Here is a 21,599-nt window from a genome sequence, read left to right on the forward strand (position 1 = left end):
CCGTTACTCGCTGTCACCACTGATGGTGGTATGCGTGTAGGTTCCATTGATAACGGTAGCGTCGAATGCGTTTTGCTGCAGGTTAGCGCCTAGAACGATATCCTGCGTGAACGCTGTTGATGTCAGATTGGCTGCGGCACTTGCCGCACTGGAGCCAGCCACATCGTCGCCGGCATGTGCGCCGCCGCCGTGATTGCCGAACCAGCTGTCCCAACCGTCAGCACCACTTCCGATACCATCGCCCGCTGTAGCAGCGCCCCCGGTTGCATCCAGCGTTACGCTGCCCGAGTTGTCTTGGCTGACATGAGAGAGCTGATCGTTGTCGACGAGATCGGCCACCTGATTAATGGCGAATCCGGTGTTTGTTCCCGCACCGTTAAACGCGCCATTGAAGATGTCCGAAAAGTGAACGTCGTTGCCTGGATCGAAGTTGATACTGCCCGAGTCGGTTATGAACATGTTGTCGAAGTTGGTGTGGCTCAGATCGAGATCTGCAAAGTCGTTGTCGGTTGGCAGATATCCATCCAGGTTTACACCGACATCGACATGCACGGCCGTATCCGACGTGTTGGTGTTGGTATTTGCGTTGTGGTTGTCACTTTCATTGAGGTTGGCATTAAGATTGCCATTGGCATTCAGATTGCCATTGCCATTGAGGTTACCATTGCCGTTGAGGTTACCGTTGCCATTCCAGTTCGAATTGTCCGAACTTGAATGTTGATCCTGGCTTTGGCTTTGCCCCTGTCCCTGTCCTTGCCCTTGAGCCTCTAGTTGCCCCTGGGCTTGCCCCTGCAACTGTAAGGCCAGCGCGGCGGCCACAGCGGACGCATCGGCATCTGCAGTCGCTGACGGATCGCCGCCTGGGTGGAAATTGTAGGTGTTGTTCTTACTGTTACTCATAAAAAGCCCTCCGATGTTTTGTTTTCGGAGCTAGCAAGAACCTCTATGCATTTCCAACGAGGTTTTTATGCGAGCTCGCATTGGTCTTTTATTTTAACAGACGTCGGTTATTATGATAACAAACCAGCGTGTTTCTGGATTGCTATTGCCAATGGTATAGATTTTGTTTTTTACACGAGAGTTTTTACTTGCGTTTTCCCCACACACAAACGTCGCGCAAGCCTTGTAAGGTTAGCCCCAAAGCCATCCAAGGTTAAGCTACCAATTCTGTTTAGGGGTGGGATTACCACTTCACACAACCTAAGGTGCTGGCAGGCTCATCAAAAAGTGCAATCTTTTCAGCATCGTCGCGGAGCAGCTTTTTAGAGGTGGAGCGAGCCATGGATTAGGGCGTCCGGCGGGTCTTAGTCCCTATTGTCGAGGTGGCCCTTCGCGCACTAGTTCCACCTTTCAGCGCGCCTCCTGCTAGGCACAACAAACTATTGAGTTTTCGGTGGTCACGGCCGTGTCACGCACGATTTATTAATCCTTCCTTAATCAACAGGGATAGTTGAGGCGCAGGGAGCAGAACGACACTAAATAAACGAACTCACCCGAATAAAAAAACAATAAGAGCAAACAAATCCGGAGGGAAAATACTTCCCTCACTAAAAGGGCGTAGGGGCTTATTATGAGCGCAACAATATCGCATACCAGGTCGGACCATGTACATCATGGGGCGAAGAATGAAGACGGCTCTAAATTCAGAAACGGCATCTTTATCTATGCCGAAGCTGGAGTGGTTTTCCAGGGATTGGTTCAATCACTGGAACGCACCTTCCCTGATCTAAAGATCCGCCTTTCGAGCAAGCTCAACGAAACCGAAGAATTCGATGAGAACACAGGTCTCGTCCTTATTCATGCCGGCTTCGCCTTCGATCTCGCAGACAGCGTCGAACGTTGCAAGCATCGCTTTCCGCATGCTTCGATCACTTTGATGATCGATGAAAACAGCACCGGCATTCACGAATACAACACACTCTTCGACAGCAAGCAGGTTCAGGGATTGCTTCCCTTCAGCCTGAAGCTCGATATCTGGCTTGCAGTCGTATGGCTGCTGCTGAATGGCGGTGAATACTATCCGTCGACCATCGTTCGCTCGATGGAAAAGACAGCGCCTGCCAAGTCGCAAGGTGGGAACGGCCAGGCGAAGAGCGCGGCCGGACCGATGAAGTCGCTGACCATTCGCGAACATCAGATCCTCGAACTGCTTTCCGAAGGACTGCAGAACAAGATCATCGCGGATCGGCTGGCCCTGTCGGAGCACACGGTGAAGGTGCACGTCCATAATCTCATCCGCAAGCTGCGCGTCCATAACCGGACCCAGGCTGCCGCGATCTATCGCGACAGTATCGATCAGGAGGAGGCCCGGCCCCCTTTTAGAGGGTATAGCGCACCACTCCAGCATCCGCAGAGCACATATGTGATGAGCCAGGCCGTCTGAGCTAATCCGAGGCAAGGCAAATGTCCCGCATCAATGACGTACTGATGCTGGTGGGCAAACTGAACTACACGTGGACGAACACCGAAAGCCTGTTCATCTACCTGATTGCCCACCTGCTGGACACCAACAAGGAAGCGGCGACCGTCATCTTCCTGACGTTGAACACGACGCGTGCCCGCATCGATCTGATCGAGCGGCTGGCGAAGATCAGTTCGACGCCGCCTGAAACCAAGGCCGCAGTGCTCGAGATCACCGGGCGTATGTCGCGCGAACAGCGGCTGCGGAACAAATACAACCATTGCATCTATTCGTTCGATGAGGCTGGCGTGCTGACATCGACGCAGCTGATGCGCATCGTCGACATGGACGACAACCTCAAATACGGCAAGGTCGAAGCCCTGGACGACCAGGAGCTTCAGCGCATCCAGGCAACGATCGACGCCATTATCGAAGTTAATCGGGATATATGGGCGTTCATCAAGCTGTACAGGATACCGGTATGACGAGCCCCCAGTTCCATCCATCGTGATTCCCGGTGCACCGGCCCATGTCGCCGACGCGGCATGGAACCTCGTTTTGCATCATTTCTAGTAGTTATTGCTATGGCGTTTACGGCACCGTTAATCATTATTAATTATTGACGAAATATCAATATACTATACCCTATTCTTGGTACAATGATTGAGGAAATCGTGAAATATAAAGACTAACCGCTAATATTCAAATATAAATCCGAAAATTCTCCGATTTGTACACTAAACAACCAGAGACGCTTCTTTTTGTGGAAAAAGAAACGTCGAGCCGCTTAAAAGCTGCGGCTACGAATGAAGCAACGTTCTGCGTCGCCGTGGGGGAGGACGCAGGCAAGAATGAAAAGGGTCATTTTGGGGGGCCTGCAACGTGACACACATGCCAGAACCGCTGGACAAACAGCGGCGGAAAAAGACGACGATACGACGCCAGGATCAAGAAGAGACACGGCGCGCTATCGCTTCGATTGCCGGACTCGTTGACGGGTCCTTGGTGGTACTGACCGGAATTTACCCGGCCATGCGTGACAACGAGTTCAGTCGTTGCACTTCCCGTTCCGCGGCGAATGTCGACCGGGCCTAAAGCCCACCGAGTGAACAGAAAATGCAATTTCACGCAACATTATGCCAAGGGTATCATGAGTAACCGCCTGCAAAACTTCTGCCCATCCAAGACAGTGCATTCACGGATCGTCAATGCCTTGTGGATCGAATATGGCGGCACGCCATGGAACATGGCTCCCGACTGGGAGCCGGAACGCGCCTGGGCGCGCCAGCTCGACCTGACGCTCATCCCGAACCTCGGACCTATGTCCGTGGCCATTCTCGTGCAATGGCTTGCAGCCGGCGATGAGGACGAACAGTCGAAATAGTGAGATCTTCCATCACAATCCTCAGCGCACAACATTTGCTGCGTTCACCTGGAGGTACGCGCATTTTCCCGCTGTCGGGATTGGAATGGAATCGAAGTGATTATGGTCTGGGACAGGGGTGCTACGCCGAAATTCTGACTGGCATACTATAGAATTCCGGCGTAGGTCCCCCACTGACTGCCCGCTTGCTCCCACACACGCTTGAATGCTTTTTTGTTTTGTTTTCATGCGTTAAACTTGCGACCACGGGTTGAGACTATGAATGCTCCCGTTACGCAAGCGTGACTCAAACCGCGTTTTTGCGACTAAAGTCGCAGATTCGGATAATTAATTGGGTCTAGGCGCAATTAGACCGAATTCATTCATGCGATATCGGCTTCCGGCGGTGTTGTCCCGAACACTTTGAACTGCGCCAGTTATCATTTCAGGAGATAGAAGCCTTCAGCCGCGAAGCTTGCGCCACTGCGTCGTCGCGTTGAAGCGCCATCCGGCAAATTCAGGAGAAACGTCTCCAGGAGCCGAAGGCTTGCCTTCCAAGAGGATGCCGAGCAGCGCTTCCGCATCCTCGCGCTTGATGTTGCGCATATGCGGCTTCAGCCGGTCAGCCGGATTTTCGATATCCGCAGCGACAGCGTCGAAGATGCGCCGCCAGCTGCGCTCCTTGAAGAACACTGCATCCGCCCTGGCGCGGATCAGCTCATGCTCGTCCGGACGAATGGAGCCAGCGGCGAGTGCGGCGTCGAGCGTGGCGTCGACGGTCACCATGGCTTCGCTGAAGGCAAGATAGCCGAATTCGGCCGGCGCATGCACCTGCGCGACCGCCGCATCGTCCTCGAGCCCGCCATGGGCATAGCGCTCGAAAACATGACCAATACCGATCATGCCGAAGGGGTGGCACTCGGCTGCGCGCAGCGCACCCATGCTCGCCGCGCCGTAAACCGTCGCGCCGGCCGAGAGGGCGTGCAGAATCTCCTTGTGCCAGACGGCCGCGACATCCTCGAAGCGTCCGTCAACGAGCGCAATGACGTCAAAGCCCTGATCGACCGCATGGGTAATGTCGCCGCATTTCGCCGGGCCGCGGCACGTCAGGCCATATTCAGGGAGAACCCTGTCCTCGCCGCTTTTCAGCGGCACGAATTTGGTGCCGGACAGGCTCGGACCTGCAAAGAGAACCTGCATCGCCCCTCCTACTGCCGCAGCATGGCGTTGAGGGCACGCCCGCCGAAACGGTGCTTGCGCGTGCCGGCGGGACTTTCAAGCTCATTCACGAGCACGCGGCAGACCGACATGCCATAGGCTTCGCCGCCGAGCGGCACGGCGATGACGCTGCCGATGCCGCATCGACGCAGCGGTTCGAGATAGGTTTCGAGGCTGGCGCGCGCATGCGGCTCCGGCTCCTCGAAACGCCAATGGTCCGAAGGCGTCGCATGTATGTAGACGGCAAGGTCGGGTGCGAGGCGCTGGTGATATTCCGACGGGTCGAAATCGTCGCGCGCGCCGGAAATATTGGTGATGCGGGTCTGCGCCGCCTCGGTGATGGCGCGCATGGCGGCAACGCGCGGCGACAAATGGCAGCCATAGCCGGCGGCGAGGTCGAAATGCAGATAGGTTCCGTGCTGGGTGGCGGGGCTGATCGTCGCCATGAACACCGGCAGGCCGATATCGGATGTCGTGTTGAAGAGCCGCAGGACGAAATTTGCCGCCGCGATGCGCTCGGCCATCCAGTCGATGCCGGCATCGGCAAAAACCGCGGGATCGACACAGCGCGCATGAACGCCGGCATCGCGCTGGAAGCGCCACAGTTCGGTGGCGTCACGTTCGACGCGCTCACAAAGCCCGTGAATCACCGCCTCGAGCAGGCAATTGCCGGAAGCAAGGCCGTCGGTCGACTGGCAATAGTGGAAGGACTGCCGTTCCGCCGTGAAATCGAGTGTCACCAGTTCGCGCGGCACGAATACCGGACTGTCCTTCAGAAGATCGTAACCTTCGAGCCAATGATCGGTCTCGTCGGGGCCGGCCTCGTCCGCGCCGCGCATCAGCAGCATGCGCCCGTCAAAGACATCGTGGCCAGCATCGCGCAAGGCGCGGCGGCTGGCGGCAAAGGAAGCCACCGGAATGTTTTCGGCTATGGCGATTTCCGCCGCTTCCATGACCGCCGAGGCGCGGGCGTGGGCCGCGGTAACGCCCTTGCCCTGGCTGACGGCGAGGGTGCGGCTGTTGGGCCGCACAGCCATCCACACGGGAATGCCGATGCGATCGAGGCCGGTGACCTCGGCCATGCGCACGATGCCGAGCGCAGAAAAATGCGGACGCAAACGATTTACCGTCGCATCCGCATCGATCAGGCGCGTGGAGGATGGTTCGCCGGCGCGGAAGGCGGTGCGAAGCCTTGCTTCGTCAGCCGCCAACCGATCGCGAACCCCGGCCAATGGTTTCATTGCAACTCCATCTGGCCGCACATTACGCATTCAACACAAATCAACTCCGAATGCCGTTCTCGTCAGTTCAACCCTGCGTGATGTGTAGAGATCGATCGATCGGACGCATTGGAAAGGCCATCGAAGGAAAACATACGATCTGAGGCGTCGCTTCGGCGGTCAAATGACAATGCGTGGTCAGAGGTATCGCTCCTGTTATCGAAGAATAGGGCTCGATCAGACGCATCGCTTCTCTTGTCGAACGACAGGGCTCGATCGGACGCATCATTGCGACCGGTACACCCCGGCGTCATGCCGGCGATCCTATTGATTGAACTCAGAAATTCCTGACCCGCCAAACCAAGCGATCCAATCAGATCGCGATCAAGATACTCAGCGGTATGTGTGTCCAAGTTTACGAGCCAGAGATTGTTTGTTTCCGGATCATCTACGATTTGATACTTTGCCATGCGAATTACCTTTCTATGAAGGAGAGCCCACATGGCAAAACTACTCTGATTCTATGGGAGATCAAGAAGAGCGAGTAAACTCGCCTTATATCTTTTTATCCTTATACTTTTGGCTATTCGTCAATCAACATCATAGCAGATGCCTCATTACGATTATCGGACGCAATCGCAACGTCTACACCCTTAATCATTGCAATGCCGTGGCTTCTGGCCTTGTTCACAGTTCGAATAAAGGAGGCGTCTGCGCCTTCAAAGCTCTCCAATGCAGCCTCTGTGAATGGCTCGATCCGGCGTTCCTCCAGATTGATCAGCCACAGATCTTTACTGCCAGCTTCGCCCACGATGAAATATTTGGCCATGCACGCGTTCCTTACGCTAGGGGGATTACTGAAAACCTGCTTCTCGCAGGGATGCCTCATATTTTTTTAGATGAGCCGGGAGTCTAAGGCAGACACTCCTAGTCCATTCCTCGATACGAAAGCCGGGATTGTCTTCCAGAGCATATTTTCGATACTGCTCTGCTTTCTCTTTCTCACCCAGCATTGCCCAGCAAGCTGCAAGCAGACGTGCGGCCGCCCGGGGGTTTTTCATTTGTTCCAACAGATCGATCGCTTCCACATGACGATCCAGACTGTGTAGAGCACCTCCACCTACCCAGTAGTAATAGTCGGGAGCCAGGGGGTTATGGGCCAGGGCCTGCCGGATTTTCTCCAAGGCTTCTTCGAGTGCACCATAGTGGGTGAGCGCATCCGCGTAGTCGGCAAGAAGGTCAGCGTGCTGGGGATTTATCGTTGATCCCTGGTCGAAATATTCCAGGCTCTCGTCGAACTTGCCGAGATACATGCTGATCGTGCCGAGTTCGCGCAAGGGGCGCTCGTCGTCAGGATCAGCAGGAGCCGCGCGCTTTGCAACCTTTTCGCCTTCGATAAGGATATCCTTGTCGCTTCGTGCCAGAACGAGCCACTCGCGTTGCATCGTGCGGGCAATGCCGCTCAGCGCCGGCACGAAATCCGCAGAGGCGGTCAGCGCGTTCTTGAACGACTGGCGCGCTTGGCGCAGCTTCGACAGATCGAGCTTTTCGAAATCGCGCTTACCGACCAGATACCAGTAATAGGCGTTTGGATCCTGGAACAGGCGGTTGTAGCGGTCGAGTTCCGACTTCTCGATGACCGAGACGACCGAGAGGATGATACGGATCGAAAGCTGGCGATATTGCTGCTCGGGCAGGACATAATCGAACTTCTGCTTCTCGGCCCAGACGATTTCCTGTGTCGCCACATCGACAAGCTTGACCGAGAGGAAGCAGAAGCCATCGCGCCGGGTGATCTTGCTGTCGACCACATAGTTGACGCCGAACTGATCGTTCAGCCCACCGAAACTCTCGATCGGCGATTCGGTGACCACCCGTGCCGAGGTATAGGGCGCGAGCACGGAGATTGTGCGCAGGCGGCAAAGGCCGATGGTGATGTCGTCGACCAGCGAGGCGGCAAGCTGCTCCATGGGATCGGCGGCATTGTGGTGCATATAGAGCACCATCAGCCGCGGCAGGCCCACCTGCTTGTTCTGTTCGATCTGATGTTTGGCCTGCATTGCGCGCGGCGTCTGGATTTCCAGGCCATTGCCGTTGGAGGGCTGTGGCGCAAGCGGGAGGATCAGGCTGCGGGTCGTTGCGGGCGAAAGCTTGGGCAGGAGTTGCTGGTAAAGTTCGACGGTTTCTTCTTCGGGATCGACGTCGAGATCGTCGCGCAGGCGCTTGGTACATTCGCGGAAGGTGCGCTCCACCTTGGCGATGAGGCCGAGTTGCGAGGCGGTCTGCATCAGGGTGCGGTAGCCGACCTCCTGGTAGGGGTCGATCTCGATGAGCTTGCGCGCACATTGGCGCTTTTCATCGATGCTGACGCCGACAGGCTGGTTGACCATGCCGAGCAGCATCGTGATCATGTCGTCGCGCAGGCGCACGCGCTCGATGTCGAGCCACTCGTCGAAATCGGAATTCTGCGGCTCGTTGGGCGCAAGCAGATCGCCCTTGTAGAGCTCGCAAAGGGCAAGGACGGATTCGATATCGCCCCGGCGCGCATTGTTGATGTATTCAAGTAGGTCGATGCTCAACAACTCCGCCTTCACCTGCGACAGGTTCAGGTAGACGTAGGTTGCATCGCCCTGAATAAGGTTCAGGCCGTACTGTTCCTGGAACTTGCGGATGCGGGCGAGACTTTGCCTCAGGTTCATCGATGCATGGGCCTGATCAGTATCGGACCAAAGCACCTGCGAGAGCTTGCCGCGCGAGACGGAATGGCTGGCATTGACGAGCAGCAGATAGACGACGATGCGAAGGAAATTTGCGGGGACGCGCGGCACAGGCTGGCCGCCCAGACTAACAGTCGCCTCTCCAAAAACCGTCAGTTTCATTCTATGCTAAACCCCAGATTTTATTTGCTTTTCTGTATGCCGTTGCCCTGTTGCCGTAGTTGTTGCCATGCTTCTTATAAGCTAACTCTACTATAGCTTGAAGTAGTTCACTATAGGGTCTCTACGACAAAAGTCTAATAAATAGGAATTAAGGTTTCCCTGATTCCAGCCCAATTTCTTTGATGAATTTCTCCTAACCGCCCTGATTTCCCAGCAGGTTCGCCCGTAAAGGCCCCGTGTGGACTAAATCAGTGACAGCGCGGCTCTACCCGACAATGGCGGGTTTATATGACAATAATACTGCAACCGCAAATATTCATTTGCCAAAGTGAAACCGGTTTCTTTCAACCCCAAGCTTTCGTACGATTGTAAAACTTTGCTCATCCAAGCGCCTGATAACGAGCGAAAGCGCTACCGGATCCGGCGGTTAGCTTGCGGGCTCTTCCGTGCGCAAAGGGAAACCCTGCAACTATCCAAAGGTTCCACCGATAAAGATTGCGCTTGCAATTTCTGGTTTCGCGTAGTTGAAGGCGGGACAGAGGATCGGACCAGCATGAGTTTCAAATACCCTGTCAAAAGCACTGCCGATTGGCACAAGCAGGGGAGCGTGCCTGTCGTCCGGAAGCTGAAATCCTACTTTCGGCACGCGAAATCCAAAATCGGGGTTCGCGTGAACGACCCGAAGCTTGTGCGGCAATCCGGGCCGCACCATCCGCTGTTGGAACACGATATACCGGCGATCTGCGTCGTCAGGAACGCCAACAACTACATCCGTTCGTTCCTGCGCTATTACCGCTCGCTCGGCGTCACCCGCTTTATCATTATCGACGACCGCTCGGTGGATGGTACCACCGCGGCGCTTTCCAACCAGCCGGACGTCGATCTCTTCAGTTCGGAGTTCGAGTACAAGGATACCGATCGCGGCAAGGACTGGCGCGATGCTTTCTTCGACATATATGGCCGCAATCGCTGGTACCTGTCGCTCGACGCCGACGAATTTTTAGTCTTTCCGGGCTCGGAGAGCCGCTCGATCCGCGATTTTATCGGCGATCTTGAACGCGCCGGCATGTCGCGGGCGCATTGCCCGATGATCGACATCTATCCGGCGGGCGCGCTCAGCAGCGGCGTTTTCGTCGATGATGGCAGCAAATGGCCTTTCGAGGTCTCCTCCCACTTCGATGGGGATGGCTACACGGTCAAGCATGAGCGCTACGGCAATGCGCTGCGTGGCGGGCCGCGGCAACGTCTGTTCGGGCGCGACATGCGCCTGTCGAAGTTTCCATTGCTGTGGGTCGATGACGCAACGCATTACCGCCTCGGAAGCATCCATGGACCGGCACCGTCGATGCGAAATTTCACGCCGATCACGGGTGTCCTGCTGCACTACCGCTTTTCATCCGACTCCATCGACGAATTTCGCAAGATCGTCGAAGTTGGCGGCCATGCCGATGGCGGCGCCCATTACGGCGCCATTCTCGCCTCCCCGCATTTTTCTGAAGACTTCTCGCTCGCCTACCCCGGGTCATTGCGCTTCACCGGTTCCGAAGACCTCGTCGAACGCGGTTTCATGCTGGATTTGCGCCGCACAGCATAGTACTGGAGCAGCCGGTCATAGGGTCATTCGCGGGGAGACACTCGGTTTTGCCACGACATTGGCGTGGATTGGTTCGTAAATCGGGGGTTCACACGAGAAGTGGTGCCCAGACGCGAGCTTTTCAGGGAAGTCATAAAGGCAGTTAGCACAAAGTAGAATTGTTACTTCGCAACATTTTATGCTTGGATTCCCTCGGCGCCCATGGGGACTGGTCGATGGATTCTGCATATACGGTTCGATCGCGTGGGCGCTTTCTTTATTTACCACTTGCAGCAGCGTGCATCCTGCTATCGGCGTGTGGCGATCGGTCGGCGGCAATCAAAGAACTGGGCGGGAAACAGATTCTCTGTCGGACCTATGATACTCCGACCAAAGAGGTCTTCGCACGCTTTCTTGAAGCCGAGTTCGCGTCGTTTATGTTCGGTCCAGTCCCCAAGGATTATTTTGCCGAAAGTCGCCGCCTAAAGTTCACAGAAGCACTCCGCCAGATTGAAGCCTCAAAGACTTTTAAAAAAACCGAGTGCGACCAATTGAGCCACGATTTGTGCCTGATGTCGGTGCAATGCCGCGAGGTTAATCTCGCGTCAATAAAACCCGTTGGAACGACGTATTTTCTCATTATCGATACAAAAGCTGGAGCGTTGATACCCATAGAAGCAAGCCGGAAATATGACGCGAACCCTGTGGATTCCGACACTGGGCGAAGGTCAAGCGGACTAGTCTTTAGAATCCAGACATCCGCAGACTTAAGAAAGCGACTTGACGAGACATTCGAAAGGTTTTGGCCGCTTGGAGAATAGAAGGCACGATATCGTGGCTGCCGCGTCCAGATGTGGACGAATGTTATTGGCCATTGTCACGCTCGTATGGGCGACGGCCACCTTATCTGACGAATATCCTTGCAAGCCGGTCCCGCCCAACGACACGAAGACGCGCTCCTTGCCGATCGATCCCGACTACCTGGTCAAATTCAAGCTCGTGGATGGCCCGGCATTTGCAATACCTTACGGCTATTACGGCTTTGCCCTTCCCGAAAAAGTGAACTGCCAGCCGTTGCGGGATGTCTTTAGCTTCAACTTCTGGATGCCCGATCTAAGGGCGCCAAAAAAAGACCCTTACGGGTTGGCCTATTTCCGGATTCAGGAGGATGGGCATCCGAAACCCGGTCCCGATGACTATATAGTCCAGGCACTCTTTGTTAAGCGGGCCACGGACGCGGATTATGCCAAGCATAAGTTGCCCTCGAGCTGGCTTTTCACCTGGTTGGGTGTTTATGACAATCGCTTTCTTCTGAGACCCGAAGTGAATGGACTCCTGCGCGTCATCGATCTCGAGGCCGGCAGCAATCCCGCAGTAAAAACGGAAGACTACGTTCGCTTGGCCGATCCGCGCGAGGAAATTCGCTTGGAATGCTCTCCGGACACGCTCAATCCGACTTGCATATACTATATTTACCTAAGTGATTTGCAACTTTTGATCAAAGGCCGCTTTCCTTACGATGCCCTGGCCCAATGGCGCCCGATTATGTCCGCCAATCGCACACTGATCGAACATTGGATCATTAAATAGGCTCCAGTACCGTCTCGCCGCCCTGGTGTCTTTCGCTTGCAGCACCTCGGATCAATTTCGCAATATGGTTAACTTATTGAAGAAACCTATCTACCGAATGCAGCACGACAGCTACGTGGTAGCGAAATGCCAGAAGGTGCTAGCAGACCTTGCTTTTGGTCGCTTCAAAAGACCGTCAGAAATTGAAACAAGTGCCCCACTTTTTGACGAACGAAATACGCCGAGACAAAAGTGCGTTCTAAAGCATTGATCTAGAACGATAACGAGAGAAAAGTGGTGCCCAGACGCGGATTCGAACCACGGACACGCGGATTTTCAATCCGCTGCTCTACCAACTGAGCTATCTGGGCACTTCAGGGCTTTTTCCGTTGTCCGGCAAAGCTTGTGGACGGGGTTGGCTTTCCGTCAGAAGCGCGTGGGTTATAACACTAAAAATCATCCTGTCCAGCATCAACTCGCGAATTTTTTGCCGTTTTTCTGCCTCTTGCAAAGGGCATGCATTGATGCGTTTGTTGATGGCATCGGAGACGGGATTCGCAACATATGGTTGAGACGGGGGAGAAGTCCGCCAAGGCTGGGGCCTTTGGCTGGGGAATTATTGGCAGCGGGGAGAGCGCCCGGCGTTTCGCGTCCGATCTTTCGCTGCTTCCCGATGCGGCGCTCGTCGCCAATCACTCGAGAATGCTCTCCAGCGCTGAAAAATTCCGCGAGACTTTCGGCAGCGCACACGCCTATGCCGACCTTGATTCGTTCATCGCAGATCCCGCCATCGACGCCGTCTACATCGCAACACCAAGCTCGCTGCATCTCGCACAGGCGCTGAAGGCGCTGCGTTCGGGCAAGCCGGTGCTGATCGATAGGCCCCTCGCCCCTTCGCACACGGAAGCCGACGTTATCCAGCGCGAAGCCACACGCGGCAATATCCTTGCAATGGAAGCGGCCTCGGCGCGCTTCCTGCCCGCTGTGATTGCGGCCAAGAAGAAGGTCGATGCCGGCGAAATAGGTGCGGTACGGCGGATCACAGCCGAGCTGTCGGTATTGCACGCCTTCGACGCCGAAAGCCGGTTCTTCAACCGCTCGCTCGGCGGCGGCGCCGGGCTCACCTTCGGCACCGATTGCGTTTCGCTCGCCATGCATCTCCTGGGCCAGCCGCAGAAGGTCTCCGGCCTCTGGCACGCCGCGCCCAACGGCGTGGATATGCGCTGCGAAATTGCTCTGCACTACGATGAGGCGGAAGCCAGGCTATCCTCAGGCCTCGATGAGGATGGAGCCAATCACTTCGTCATTGAAGGCGCCAAAGGCGCGATCCGGATCGACGCGCCATTTACCGGCGCGCGCAGCCTGACCACCTTTCATGGCTTTGCGCTGACGCCGCCATTCGGGCCCCTGCCGGCAACGCGCGGCGTCCTCGGCAACCTCCTCGCCCGGCTGCCTATTCCCGGGCGGGCTGTCGAAGATCACCCCTTCTCAGGCACAGGTCTGCAATTTCAGACAATGGCGGTCATGGCGGCCATACGGGCCGGCAAGACGGGCGCTGAACTCATGCCGCTTGCCGACAGCATCAATGCCCTTCGCGCCGTCAACATCGTGCTGTCGCAGCCGGCAACACAGCGCATCATAAAGCTCTGATCAATCCTCACTGTCGCTGTCGTCGGCGCTTTCGACCGCCGGCAGCACATAGGCGCCGGTCAACCAGCGGTTGAGGTCGACATTGCGGCAGCGCGCCGAACAGAACGGATAATGTTCGCGGTGCGACGGGCGCTTGCATTCGGGGCAAGGACGCGTCGGCCGAAGCGGCATGACCTTGGCTGTGCTCTTGTTTTCGTCAGTCACGGGATCCGATCCCCTCAATGACCTGAATTCTGCCAATTGGCATAGACGGGGTAGCCTTCGCCATGCAAGAGGCTCGCAGTCTCATAGAGCGGCAGGCCGACCACATTGCTGTAGGAGCCGACCAGCTTGACGACGAAACCTCCGGCGAGGCCCTGGATGGCGTAGCCGCCGGCTTTGCCGCGCCATTCGCCTGACGCAAGATAACTCTCCAGTTCCTCGCGCGAAAGACGCTTGAAGCGTACGCGCGTCTCGATGAGGTCCTGGCGCTGCTTGCCCTTCGGCGTGATCAGGCAAAGCCCGGTATAGACGCGGTGGGAGCGGCCGGAGAGAAGGCGAAGGCAGGCGGTGGCGTCATCGAGGATTTCGGCCTTCGGCAGGACGCGCCGTCCTACGGCGACCACCGTATCGGCGGCGATGATATAGGCTTCACCGAACTCGGCATCGCCCTTCAACTCCTCGGCGATCCGCTCCGCCTTGATGCGGGACAGGCGGCGTGCCAGCGAGCGCGGGTGTTCGGCGCGCAGCGGCGTCTCGTCCACGTCGGCAGGCAGCAGGCGGTCAGGTTCGATGCCGATCTGGCCCAGCAGGGCAAGACGACGCGGCGAACCTGATGCAAGAACGAATTTTGGCTGATCGCTCATCAAGGCATTTCCTGCGGACGGGTCCGGGCCGATTACTTGAAGCGGTAGGTGATGCGACCCTTGGTCAGATCGTAGGGAGTCATTTCGACAAGGACCTTGTCGCCGGCGAGAACGCGGATGCGGTTCTTGCGCATGCGGCCTGCCGTGTGGGCGATGATTTCATGATCGTTTTCAAGCTTGACGCGAAACATCGCGTTGGGCAGCAGTTCCGTCACGAGGCCGGGAAATTCTAGTACTTCTTCTTTCGCCATGCGTAGTTCTATCTCCGAAAGGGCAATTTGTGGTCGTGCTCGACCGCAATTTTGGGCGGAACCTATAGTATTGCGCGCCATTTGTGAACAACGGAGTTCAGCAAATGCACGCAAGGGTTTGGCGGGTCAGTTCGCCGCCTTGAAACGTTCCTCGATGTGGCGTTTCAGGTTGTTGCGCACGTCGCGATAGGCATCGAGAATCTGGGTGCGGCGCCCGCGTACGAGCGTCGGATCGGGCGTCGGCCAATATTCGACATGCACTGACGTCGTCCGGGTCAACTCAAGTGCCATATGGTGCGCCTTGGGCGACAATGTAATGATGAGGTCAAAATAATGATCCTCCAGTTCCTCGAAGGTCCGCGGCTGAACAGCAATGCGCTTGAGGCCGATCTCCGCCAGAACTTCATCGACGAAATGATCGGGCTCGCCCTTCTCGACGCCTGCGGAGGCAACATAGACGGAAGAAGGCAGGAGGCTGCGCGCAAGCGCCTCTGCCATGGGCGAGCGGATTGAATTCTGACCGCAGATGAACAGCACCGCGCCTGGCATCGCGGATTTGGCGGGCCCTTCATCGTCCGGCAACTGGTCCGGACCGACGGGCGTCGGTTCGCCTATCCCCGCCAATGCAGCACACAAACCAAGGTGAAGATGCGGCGCGCGGTATCAAAATCCACCTCGATCTTGCCGCTCAGGCGATCCATCAGCGTCTGCGAGCCCTCATTGTGCAGGCCGCGCCGCCCCATGTCGATCGCTTCGATCTTGCTCGGGCTCGCCGAACGAATGGCTTCGTAATAGCTTTCGCAGATCATGAAGTAGTCCTTGACCACCTTGCGGAGCGGCGTCAGCGACAGGATGTGCGTAACGACATCGTCGCCGTTTTCGCGCGCGATCGCGAAGATCAGCCGCGATTCGACCAGCGACAACTTGAGACGGTACGGCCCGGGACCCTCGTCGTTTACGGGACGAAAACTGTTCTCCTCGATCAAATCGAAGATCGCGACGGCACGCTCATGCTCGACATCCGGTGTCGAACGGCCGATCGTCTCGTCCAGTTCCACATCGATCAGCCGTGCATCGGTATCGCCCGTTGCTGTCATTATCGTCCTAAAGGTTCAACCGGATCGCTACCGATCTGCCATGCGCATCAAGTCCTTCCGCGCGCGCAAGCTCGATTGCGGCCGGGCCCAGTACGCGCAACTGATCGGCGCCAAGCTTCAGGATGGAGGTTCGCTTCATATAGTCAAGCACTGAAAGACCGGACGAAAAGCGTGCCGACCGCGCCGTTGGCAACACATGGTTCGAGCCCCCGACATAATCGCCGATGACTTCGGGCGTATGACGGCCGACGAAGATCGCGCCGGCATTGCGCACGCCTGCGAGCAATTTTTCCGGCTCGGCCGTGGCAATCTCGAGGTGTTCGGCGGCGATCCGGTTGACGAGGGGGAGCGAGGCTTCGAGATCGTCTACCAGAATCACGGCGCCGAAATCGCGCCAGCTCGCGCTCGCGGTCTCCCGGCGCGGCAGGGCAAGGAGTTGCCGCTCGACCGCTGCAGTGACAGCTTCGCCGAAAGCGGCGTCGTCGGTGATGAGGATCGACTGCGCGGCGCTGTCATGTTCGGCCTGGGCCAAAAGGTCAGCCGCGATCCATTCCGGATCATTCTCCTTGTCGGCAAGTATCAGCACCTCCGATGGACCAGCAATCATATCGATGCCGACCGTGCCGAAGACACGGCGCTTGGCCGCAGCCACATAGGCGTTGCCCGGACCGACGATCTTGACCACAGGCGCGATCGTCTCGGTGCCATAGGCGAGCGCTGCGATCGCCTGCGCGCCGCCGACGCGATATATTTCCGAAACGCCCGCAAGCCGCGCGGCAACAAGGACGAGCGGATTGAGCTTGCCATCCGGGGACGGCACAACCATGACGACGCGCTCGACGCCGGCGACCTTGGCCGGAACGGCATTCATCAACACCGAGCTCGGGTAGCTCGCGGTGCCGCCTGGAACATAGAGCCCAACCGATTCGACAGCGGTCCAGCGCGAGCCGAGTTCGACCCCGAGCTCATCCGTGTAGCGATCGTCCTTGGGCAGCTGGCGCGCGTGGTGGGAGTGAATACGGTCGCGGGCGAGCGTCAGCGCTTCCACGGTCACTGCCGGCGCCGAGGCAACCGCGGCATCGATCTCGGCCGGCGAAATTGCAATGCCATGCGTTGCGAGATCGATGCGATCGAAACGCCGGGAATATTCGATCAGCGCCGCGTCACCGTCGGCGCGCACGCGCTGAATGATCTCGGCAGCCGCGCGGTCCACATCTTCCGAGACCTCGCGCTTGGTGGCAAGGAAGGCAGAAAACGCCGCCTCGAAATCCGGTTGCGACTGCTTGAGGACAATGGCCACGTCAATTGCTCCTTTGCCCGTCAGGCATCGTGGTCGGGCTTGAACGGGGTCTCCCAGGCGCCGCCAAGGTCGGTGAGTTGCGCCTCGATGGCCTCGACTTCGACCCGCAAGGCCTTGCCGGCGGCAAAGGTCAGCTCGACCTCGCCCGACGGCGCGTCGCCGACGATAAAGCGGATCGCCAGCAGCGACAGGATGTCATCCTTGTACTTGCGATCGATCCCCGTGGCCTTGACGCTCATGACGCGATCAAAAAGGACGGCCGTCCGGCGACGCTCGAAGCTGCGATGGCGCTTGCCGTCGGCGGCGAGTTCCCAGACGAAGCGATTGACGGCGAGAACGAGCTTTTTCTCGGCGGCAAGGTAATCGATATCGCTCACCTTGAGCACGGAATCCTGCAGATGCGCGGAAAGAATCTGCAGGTCTTCCTCATCGAGCGCGATGAGTTTCAAAGTGTCCATGTCTACCCTATGCACAGCTTAACCGAGGCGCGGCACCGTCCCGGCGCCGCACACCCTTTCCTGTTAGAGGAAAGTGCGGACAAATGGAATTACAGACTTGGCAAAATCCGGAGCGAGTTCGGATCGAGACCCTGCGCCACCGATCGCGACGCCTAGTCGCTGATGCGTTGAACCTCGGCGCCGCAACGGGTGAGCTTCTCCTCGAGCCGCTCGAAGCCGCGATCGAGGTGATAGACGCGGTTGACGACCGTTTCGCCCTCGGCGGCAAGGCCAGCGATGACCAAGGACACGGAGGCACGCAAGTCGGTCGCCATGACGGGTGCGCCCTTCAGCCGGTCGACACCCTCGATCTTGGCCGTCTGGCCTGAAAGGGAAATCCTGGCACCGAGGCGCGCCAGTTCCTGGACGTGCATGAAGCGGTTTTCGAAGATCGTCTCGGTAATGTGCGACGTTCCCTTCGCCTTGGTCATCAGACCCATGAACTGCGCCTGCAGATCGGTGGGGAAACCTGGGAACGGCTGCGTCGTCACATCGACGGGCATGATGCCGTGGCCATTGCGAACGACGCGCAGGCCGGAATTTGTCTCGGAGATTTCTGCACCTGCCTGGCCAAGCGTCGTCAGGGCCGCCTGCAGGAGGTTCGCGTCGGCGCCTTCAAGGATGACGTCGCCGCCGGTCATGGCAACGGCCATCGCATAGGTGCCGGTCTCGATGCGATCAGGGATGACGCGGACGCGCGCGCCCGAAAGGCTGGTGACGCCCTCGATGGTGATCGTCGCCGTCCCGGCGCCACTGACCTTGGCGCCCATCGCATTGAGGCAGTCCGCAAGATTGACGACTTCTGGCTCCTGCGCGGCATTTTCGATGATCGTGTCGCCCTTGGCGAGCGTCGCCGCCATCATCAGCACGTGGGTCGCGCCGACGGAAACCTTGGGGAAGGCAAAGCGCGCGCCGACGAGGCCGCCTTTCGCAGTTGCCTTGACGTAGCCGTTCTCGATTTCGATGTTGGCGCCGAGCGCCCGCAGGCCATCGATGAAAAGATCGACCGGACGCGTGCCGATGGCACATCCACCCGGCAGCGATACGGTGGCGGTGCCCATGCGGGCGAGCAGCGGGCCGATCACCCAGAAGCTCGCGCGCATTTTCGAGACGAGTTCATAGGGAGCTGTCGTATCGACGATATGGCGGGCGCTGAAATGAATGGTGCGGGAATAGGCGCCGTCCTGGCGCTCGCGCCGGCCGTTGACGGAATAGTCAACGCCATGATTGCCGAGGATGCGGATCAGCTGTTCGACATCGGCGAGATGCGGGACATTTTCGAGCGTCAGCGTATCATCGGTCAACAGCGAGGCGATCATCAGCGGCAGGGCCGCATTCTTCGCGCCGGAAATCGGAATGACGCCGTTGAGCTTGTTACCACCAACAATCTTGATGCGATCCATATCTATCACTTTCGCGGGAAAGTCCCCGTCCTAACGTTTGAGCCCCATGCGGAGCCGGTTGCTGTAAACCATCCCACGGAATGGTTCAAGAAAGGCTTATGACCGGTTTCCGGTCAATCATGGTCCCCTTTGGAGGAACCGGCAGGTTTTTCCGCGGCCGCGACAATCCCCTCGTCCCGGTCGTCGGCGGCGCCGGCGCGGCGCGAACGCGCCTGTTGCTTGCGCCGTGCAAGATTGGCGCGAAGCTCATCCGAGCGTCGCTTCTCGCGACTTGATTGTTCGCGATTCGGGTTTTTCGACGACGAATTCATGTCCTGTCCCACATATCCCGGACGAATAAGGTGCCAATTTATCCACAAGCAGACGTGGCTTAGGCGCCTTATGGATAATCGGGTGCAAAAAGATTGCGATTGCTTGCTTGCGATTTCACCAATGATATGGCAGAAGTCCGCCGCGTTCGCAAATCGGCTGCGGTAGCTCAGTGGTAGAGCACTCCATTGGTAATGGAGAGGTCGAGAGTTCAATCCTCTCTCGCAGCACCAGCGAATCGCTCATCAACTCCCACATCCTTCCCTCCTTTATTGGCTTAGAAACTTGTTGACGATTGCAGTCGCTGGAAAGCTACCGCGTGTCGATTATGAGGGGTTGGAACAGCTAGGGACGAACAACAACGCTGCTTTGATCACAATGGGTCCCCTCGGCCCGTTGGATGGGCGCAGCCAGATGCAACATACTGAGTAAGGACCGAAGAATGTCCGGAGCGACGGCTCGGCGCGAACAGCGACCTTGGCCGCTGTCCAAGGTCACCCTCGGTGAACCAAAAAGTCTACTGTCTGGCATCCAGCAATGCATTGACCTGACCAATCTGGTCGTCCGTCAGGGTCCGTCCGAAATCCGACTCGAGCCGCGATACGGCGTCATCGAGCGCATGATCGCGCATAACGGGGTCTGCCAATGCCAAGGCTGCTTCTCGGTTTCGCTCATAAGTTGCAATCTTGCCAACCGAGGAATTCGGCGCCGCCCGTTCCCGCGCCCGCGCCGAAGCATGCGCCGCATTCAACGCGCCAAGCGTGTTATCGTCATCGTCGTCAACGACGAAATCATCGCTAACCTTGACCGAAGCCTTCTGCAGCTTGGACTTGTCGTGTTGAACCTTCGATTTATCATTGGAGCTGGCTGTTTTGGCGTGACTGGACGCCTTGGACTGGCCCGACGATTTGCCGCCGTGATTTCCGCTGTCGCCCTTGCCGTTGCCGCCCTTGCCGCCATTTCCATGACCGCCGCCGTTGCCCCCATTGCCATTGCCACCCTTGTCGGCGAAAGCTTGTCCCACCAAATTGTATTGGCCGGTGGCCGTTCCTGCCAAAACCAACCCTAGACAAGCGGTTGCAACGAGACCGAACTTGAGCTGCTTCATATTCCACCTCCTGATATGCGACCCTATGTCAACTCAACGTGCGTTTGCGGCCCGAGTGTGGCAGGAACCGCCCGAATGCGATCAAATAGGATTTCAAGCGCTTACAACCGCGCCTTCTCCGAACCCCAGCGCAATCCGTCCATCAGCAAAGAGACGAGGCGGCGCGATTGTTCGCGCCATTCAGGGGTGTCCGGCGCCGAATATATGCCTGAGAGCGCCTGCAGGAGGTCGGCGCTGTTGATGTCGCTGCGGATCGAGCCATCGGCCACCGCCGCGTCTACAAGCTTGCGCAAGGCCCCCGCGACCATTCCGGACGTATTGGCGAAAACTTGCGAATTGCCGTCGAATAGAATGCGCAAGCTATTGGCCATGCCGCGCTTGGCGGCGATGTAATCGACGAAACGCTGCATCCATTCGCCGAGCGCCGCATCCGGCGCGTTATGGATTGCGAGTTCGTCCGCGGCGGCGCATAACCCTTCGACCTCCCGCCTGTAGACGACCTCCACCAGATGTTCGCGCGTCGGGAAATGCCTGTAGAGCGTGCCGATGCCGACGCCGGCCTGCCGGGCAATCTCCTCAAGCGAAGCGTTGCCGCCGCGCTCGGCAAAGACATGGCCGGCAATCTCGGCCAGCTTGTCGCGATTGCGGCTGGCATCGGCGCGCAGCGGCCTCGGTGCCTTTGTCTCGATCGCTTTCTCCGGCGGGGATACCAATTGTCGAACTCCAAAAATACAAAGCTGGGGCTTGAACCACCCTCGGCCAACCGCTATGTTTCAAAAACGGAGGCACCTCCGATTATAGCGTGACCTCTGAACTAATACCCTATGTGGACCCGTCGTGTCATGTTTTTTGGGCTTTTGCTCGTGGAACGCCCGGCGGCCCTTGGGACTTACTGTCATCAGAACGGAGTCAAGAC

24 protein-coding genes and 2 tRNA genes are annotated in these 21,599 nt (G+C 57.5%); 8 read left to right on the plus strand and 18 right to left on the minus strand.

Features of this window, described 5'->3' with window-relative positions; genetic code table 11:
* Window positions 1–3: 3 nt before the first annotated feature.
* Window positions 4–900 (minus strand): hypothetical protein, encoded by an 897-nt coding sequence (locus tag HQ945_RS04800; RefSeq protein ID WP_091950397.1) that lies wholly within the window; start codon window positions 898–900, stop codon window positions 4–6.
* 670 nt (window positions 901–1,570) lie between these two features.
* On the opposite strand from HQ945_RS04800, the gene HQ945_RS04805 reads away from it, so the two are divergent.
* From HQ945_RS04805 to HQ945_RS04815, 3 genes are all read left to right on the plus strand, one after another.
* Window positions 1,571–2,383 (plus strand): helix-turn-helix transcriptional regulator, encoded by an 813-nt coding sequence (locus HQ945_RS04805; protein ID WP_113279806.1) that lies wholly within the window; start codon window positions 1,571–1,573, stop codon window positions 2,381–2,383.
* A gap of 20 nt (window positions 2,384–2,403) precedes the next feature.
* On the plus strand, window positions 2,404–2,886 hold the full coding sequence (locus HQ945_RS04810) for a hypothetical protein (RefSeq protein ID WP_027230299.1): 483 nt from the start codon (window positions 2,404–2,406) through the stop codon (window positions 2,884–2,886).
* Window positions 2,887–3,551: 665 nt separating this feature from the next.
* Window positions 3,552–3,785, plus strand: a complete 234-nt coding sequence (locus HQ945_RS04815) for a hypothetical protein (RefSeq protein ID WP_139202545.1) — start codon at window positions 3,552–3,554, stop codon at window positions 3,783–3,785.
* Window positions 3,786–4,226: 441 nt separating this feature from the next.
* Here HQ945_RS04815 and HQ945_RS04820 read toward each other — a convergent pair whose 3' ends face one another.
* From HQ945_RS04820 to HQ945_RS04840, 5 genes are all read right to left on the minus strand, one after another.
* Window positions 4,227–4,964: a TfuA-like protein gene (locus tag HQ945_RS04820; protein ID WP_113279804.1), complete on the minus strand. Its 738-nt coding sequence runs from the start codon at window positions 4,962–4,964 to the stop codon at window positions 4,227–4,229.
* Between the two features lie 8 nt (window positions 4,965–4,972).
* Window positions 4,973–6,223, minus strand: coding sequence for a YcaO-like family protein (locus HQ945_RS04825; protein WP_162737107.1), 1,251 nt, complete (start codon window positions 6,221–6,223; stop codon window positions 4,973–4,975).
* 62 nt (window positions 6,224–6,285) lie between these two features.
* Window positions 6,286–6,672: a hypothetical protein gene (locus HQ945_RS04830; protein WP_139217619.1), complete on the minus strand. Its 387-nt coding sequence runs from the start codon at window positions 6,670–6,672 to the stop codon at window positions 6,286–6,288.
* Between the two features lie 113 nt (window positions 6,673–6,785).
* Window positions 6,786–7,031 carry a hypothetical protein gene (locus HQ945_RS04835; protein ID WP_091919752.1) on the minus strand — a complete coding sequence of 82 codons (246 nt, stop codon included), beginning with the start codon at window positions 7,029–7,031 and terminating at the stop codon, window positions 6,786–6,788.
* Between the two features lie 25 nt (window positions 7,032–7,056).
* On the minus strand, window positions 7,057–9,081 hold the full coding sequence (locus HQ945_RS04840) for a BTAD domain-containing putative transcriptional regulator (protein ID WP_091919759.1): 2,025 nt from the start codon (window positions 9,079–9,081) through the stop codon (window positions 7,057–7,059).
* A 553-nt stretch (window positions 9,082–9,634) separates the two neighbouring features.
* Between HQ945_RS04840 and HQ945_RS04845 the strand changes: the two genes are divergently transcribed.
* From HQ945_RS04845 to HQ945_RS04855, 3 genes are all read left to right on the plus strand, one after another.
* Window positions 9,635–10,675 carry a glycosyltransferase family 2 protein gene (locus HQ945_RS04845; RefSeq protein ID WP_113279801.1) on the plus strand — a complete coding sequence of 347 codons (1,041 nt, stop codon included), beginning with the start codon at window positions 9,635–9,637 and terminating at the stop codon, window positions 10,673–10,675.
* A gap of 215 nt (window positions 10,676–10,890) precedes the next feature.
* Entirely contained in the window at window positions 10,891–11,475 is a 585-nt protein-coding gene (locus HQ945_RS04850; RefSeq protein ID WP_162737106.1) for a hypothetical protein, read from the plus strand.
* Between the two features lie 46 nt (window positions 11,476–11,521).
* Complete coding sequence (locus tag HQ945_RS04855) at window positions 11,522–12,244, plus strand: hypothetical protein (protein ID WP_113279799.1); 723 nt, start codon at window positions 11,522–11,524, stop codon at window positions 12,242–12,244.
* Window positions 12,245–12,518: 274 nt separating this feature from the next.
* Here the strand turns inward: HQ945_RS04855 and HQ945_RS04860 are convergent.
* Window positions 12,519–12,594, minus strand: a tRNA-Phe gene (locus HQ945_RS04860).
* Between the two features lie 193 nt (window positions 12,595–12,787).
* Between HQ945_RS04860 and HQ945_RS04865 the strand changes: the two genes are divergently transcribed.
* A complete protein-coding gene (locus HQ945_RS04865; protein WP_113279798.1) occupies window positions 12,788–13,873 on the plus strand; it encodes a Gfo/Idh/MocA family protein in 1,086 nt (361 codons plus the stop codon).
* On the opposite strand, the gene yacG is transcribed toward HQ945_RS04865, so the two are convergent.
* The 9 genes from yacG to HQ945_RS04910 form a co-directional block, all read right to left on the minus strand.
* The gene (yacG, locus tag HQ945_RS04870; RefSeq protein ID WP_091921417.1) at window positions 13,874–14,077 is read right to left on the minus strand and encodes a DNA gyrase inhibitor YacG; all 204 of its coding nucleotides are present in this window, start codon (window positions 14,075–14,077) and stop codon (window positions 13,874–13,876) included.
* A gap of 14 nt (window positions 14,078–14,091) precedes the next feature.
* The gene (locus HQ945_RS04875) at window positions 14,092–14,718 is read right to left on the minus strand and encodes a Maf-like protein (RefSeq protein ID WP_091919769.1); all 627 of its coding nucleotides are present in this window, start codon (window positions 14,716–14,718) and stop codon (window positions 14,092–14,094) included.
* A gap of 32 nt (window positions 14,719–14,750) precedes the next feature.
* Window positions 14,751–14,969, minus strand: a complete 219-nt coding sequence (gene infA / locus HQ945_RS04880) for a translation initiation factor IF-1 (protein ID WP_008122731.1) — start codon at window positions 14,967–14,969, stop codon at window positions 14,751–14,753.
* A 126-nt stretch (window positions 14,970–15,095) separates the two neighbouring features.
* The gene (locus HQ945_RS04885; RefSeq protein ID WP_051614812.1) at window positions 15,096–15,518 is read right to left on the minus strand and encodes an arsenate-mycothiol transferase ArsC; all 423 of its coding nucleotides are present in this window, start codon (window positions 15,516–15,518) and stop codon (window positions 15,096–15,098) included.
* A 62-nt stretch (window positions 15,519–15,580) separates the two neighbouring features.
* Window positions 15,581–16,066 (minus strand): UPF0262 family protein, encoded by a 486-nt coding sequence (locus HQ945_RS04890; RefSeq protein WP_027230310.1) that lies wholly within the window; start codon window positions 16,064–16,066, stop codon window positions 15,581–15,583.
* A gap of 7 nt (window positions 16,067–16,073) precedes the next feature.
* Entirely contained in the window at window positions 16,074–17,366 is a 1,293-nt protein-coding gene (hisD, locus tag HQ945_RS04895; RefSeq protein ID WP_113279797.1) for a histidinol dehydrogenase, read from the minus strand.
* 20 nt (window positions 17,367–17,386) lie between these two features.
* Entirely contained in the window at window positions 17,387–17,824 is a 438-nt protein-coding gene (locus HQ945_RS04900; RefSeq protein WP_091919773.1) for a DUF2948 family protein, read from the minus strand.
* A gap of 152 nt (window positions 17,825–17,976) precedes the next feature.
* The gene (murA, locus tag HQ945_RS04905) at window positions 17,977–19,266 is read right to left on the minus strand and encodes a UDP-N-acetylglucosamine 1-carboxyvinyltransferase (protein ID WP_027230313.1); all 1,290 of its coding nucleotides are present in this window, start codon (window positions 19,264–19,266) and stop codon (window positions 17,977–17,979) included.
* Between the two features lie 113 nt (window positions 19,267–19,379).
* The gene (locus tag HQ945_RS04910) at window positions 19,380–19,577 is read right to left on the minus strand and encodes a hypothetical protein (protein WP_113279796.1); all 198 of its coding nucleotides are present in this window, start codon (window positions 19,575–19,577) and stop codon (window positions 19,380–19,382) included.
* Between the two features lie 156 nt (window positions 19,578–19,733).
* On the opposite strand from HQ945_RS04910, the gene HQ945_RS04915 reads away from it, so the two are divergent.
* A tRNA-Thr gene (locus HQ945_RS04915) sits at window positions 19,734–19,808 on the plus strand.
* 284 nt (window positions 19,809–20,092) lie between these two features.
* Here HQ945_RS04915 and HQ945_RS04920 read toward each other — a convergent pair.
* Both HQ945_RS04920 and HQ945_RS04925 read right to left on the minus strand, forming a co-directional pair.
* The gene (locus tag HQ945_RS04920) at window positions 20,093–20,683 is read right to left on the minus strand and encodes a hypothetical protein (RefSeq protein WP_051614552.1); all 591 of its coding nucleotides are present in this window, start codon (window positions 20,681–20,683) and stop codon (window positions 20,093–20,095) included.
* Window positions 20,684–20,784: 101 nt separating this feature from the next.
* Window positions 20,785–21,396 (minus strand): TetR/AcrR family transcriptional regulator, encoded by a 612-nt coding sequence (locus HQ945_RS04925; protein ID WP_113279795.1) that lies wholly within the window; start codon window positions 21,394–21,396, stop codon window positions 20,785–20,787.
* Window positions 21,397–21,599 lie beyond the last annotated feature (203 nt).

The sequence above is a fragment of the Phyllobacterium pellucidum genome, from assembly GCF_013327855.1.
GTDB classification, from domain to species: domain Bacteria; phylum Pseudomonadota; class Alphaproteobacteria; order Rhizobiales; family Rhizobiaceae; genus Phyllobacterium; species Phyllobacterium pellucidum.

Excerpts from the sequence above, each read along its gene's own strand:
- HQ945_RS04890 (WP_027230310.1), bottom strand. The coding sequence starts at position 16,066 with ATGACAGCAACGGGCGATACCGATGCACGGCTGATCGATGTGGAACTG.
- HQ945_RS04805 (WP_113279806.1), top strand. The coding sequence starts at position 1,571 with ATGAGCGCAACAATATCGCATACCAGGTCGGACCATGTACATCATGGG.
- HQ945_RS04865 (WP_113279798.1), top strand. The coding sequence starts at position 12,788 with ATGGTTGAGACGGGGGAGAAGTCCGCCAAGGCTGGGGCCTTTGGCTGG.
- infA (WP_008122731.1), bottom strand. The coding sequence starts at position 14,969 with ATGGCGAAAGAAGAAGTACTAGAATTTCCCGGCCTCGTGACGGAACTG.
- HQ945_RS04840 (WP_091919759.1), bottom strand. The coding sequence starts at position 9,081 with ATGAAACTGACGGTTTTTGGAGAGGCGACTGTTAGTCTGGGCGGCCAG.
- HQ945_RS04920 (WP_051614552.1), bottom strand. The coding sequence starts at position 20,683 with ATGAAGCAGCTCAAGTTCGGTCTCGTTGCAACCGCTTGTCTAGGGTTG.
- HQ945_RS04850 (WP_162737106.1), top strand. The coding sequence starts at position 10,891 with ATGGATTCTGCATATACGGTTCGATCGCGTGGGCGCTTTCTTTATTTA.
- HQ945_RS04815 (WP_139202545.1), top strand. The coding sequence starts at position 3,552 with ATGAGTAACCGCCTGCAAAACTTCTGCCCATCCAAGACAGTGCATTCA.
- HQ945_RS04800 (WP_091950397.1), bottom strand. The coding sequence starts at position 900 with ATGAGTAACAGTAAGAACAACACCTACAATTTCCACCCAGGCGGCGAT.
- HQ945_RS04835 (WP_091919752.1), bottom strand. The coding sequence starts at position 7,031 with ATGGCCAAATATTTCATCGTGGGCGAAGCTGGCAGTAAAGATCTGTGG.
- HQ945_RS04900 (WP_091919773.1), bottom strand. The coding sequence starts at position 17,824 with ATGGACACTTTGAAACTCATCGCGCTCGATGAGGAAGACCTGCAGATT.
- murA (WP_027230313.1), bottom strand. The coding sequence starts at position 19,266 with ATGGATCGCATCAAGATTGTTGGTGGTAACAAGCTCAACGGCGTCATT.
- HQ945_RS04885 (WP_051614812.1), bottom strand. The coding sequence starts at position 15,518 with ATGCCAGGCGCGGTGCTGTTCATCTGCGGTCAGAATTCAATCCGCTCG.
- HQ945_RS04810 (WP_027230299.1), top strand. The coding sequence starts at position 2,404 with ATGTCCCGCATCAATGACGTACTGATGCTGGTGGGCAAACTGAACTAC.
- HQ945_RS04830 (WP_139217619.1), bottom strand. The coding sequence starts at position 6,672 with ATGGCAAAGTATCAAATCGTAGATGATCCGGAAACAAACAATCTCTGG.
- HQ945_RS04825 (WP_162737107.1), bottom strand. The coding sequence starts at position 6,223 with ATGAAACCATTGGCCGGGGTTCGCGATCGGTTGGCGGCTGACGAAGCA.
- HQ945_RS04845 (WP_113279801.1), top strand. The coding sequence starts at position 9,635 with ATGAGTTTCAAATACCCTGTCAAAAGCACTGCCGATTGGCACAAGCAG.
- HQ945_RS04820 (WP_113279804.1), bottom strand. The coding sequence starts at position 4,964 with ATGCAGGTTCTCTTTGCAGGTCCGAGCCTGTCCGGCACCAAATTCGTG.
- HQ945_RS04875 (WP_091919769.1), bottom strand. The coding sequence starts at position 14,718 with ATGAGCGATCAGCCAAAATTCGTTCTTGCATCAGGTTCGCCGCGTCGT.
- HQ945_RS04910 (WP_113279796.1), bottom strand. The coding sequence starts at position 19,577 with ATGAATTCGTCGTCGAAAAACCCGAATCGCGAACAATCAAGTCGCGAG.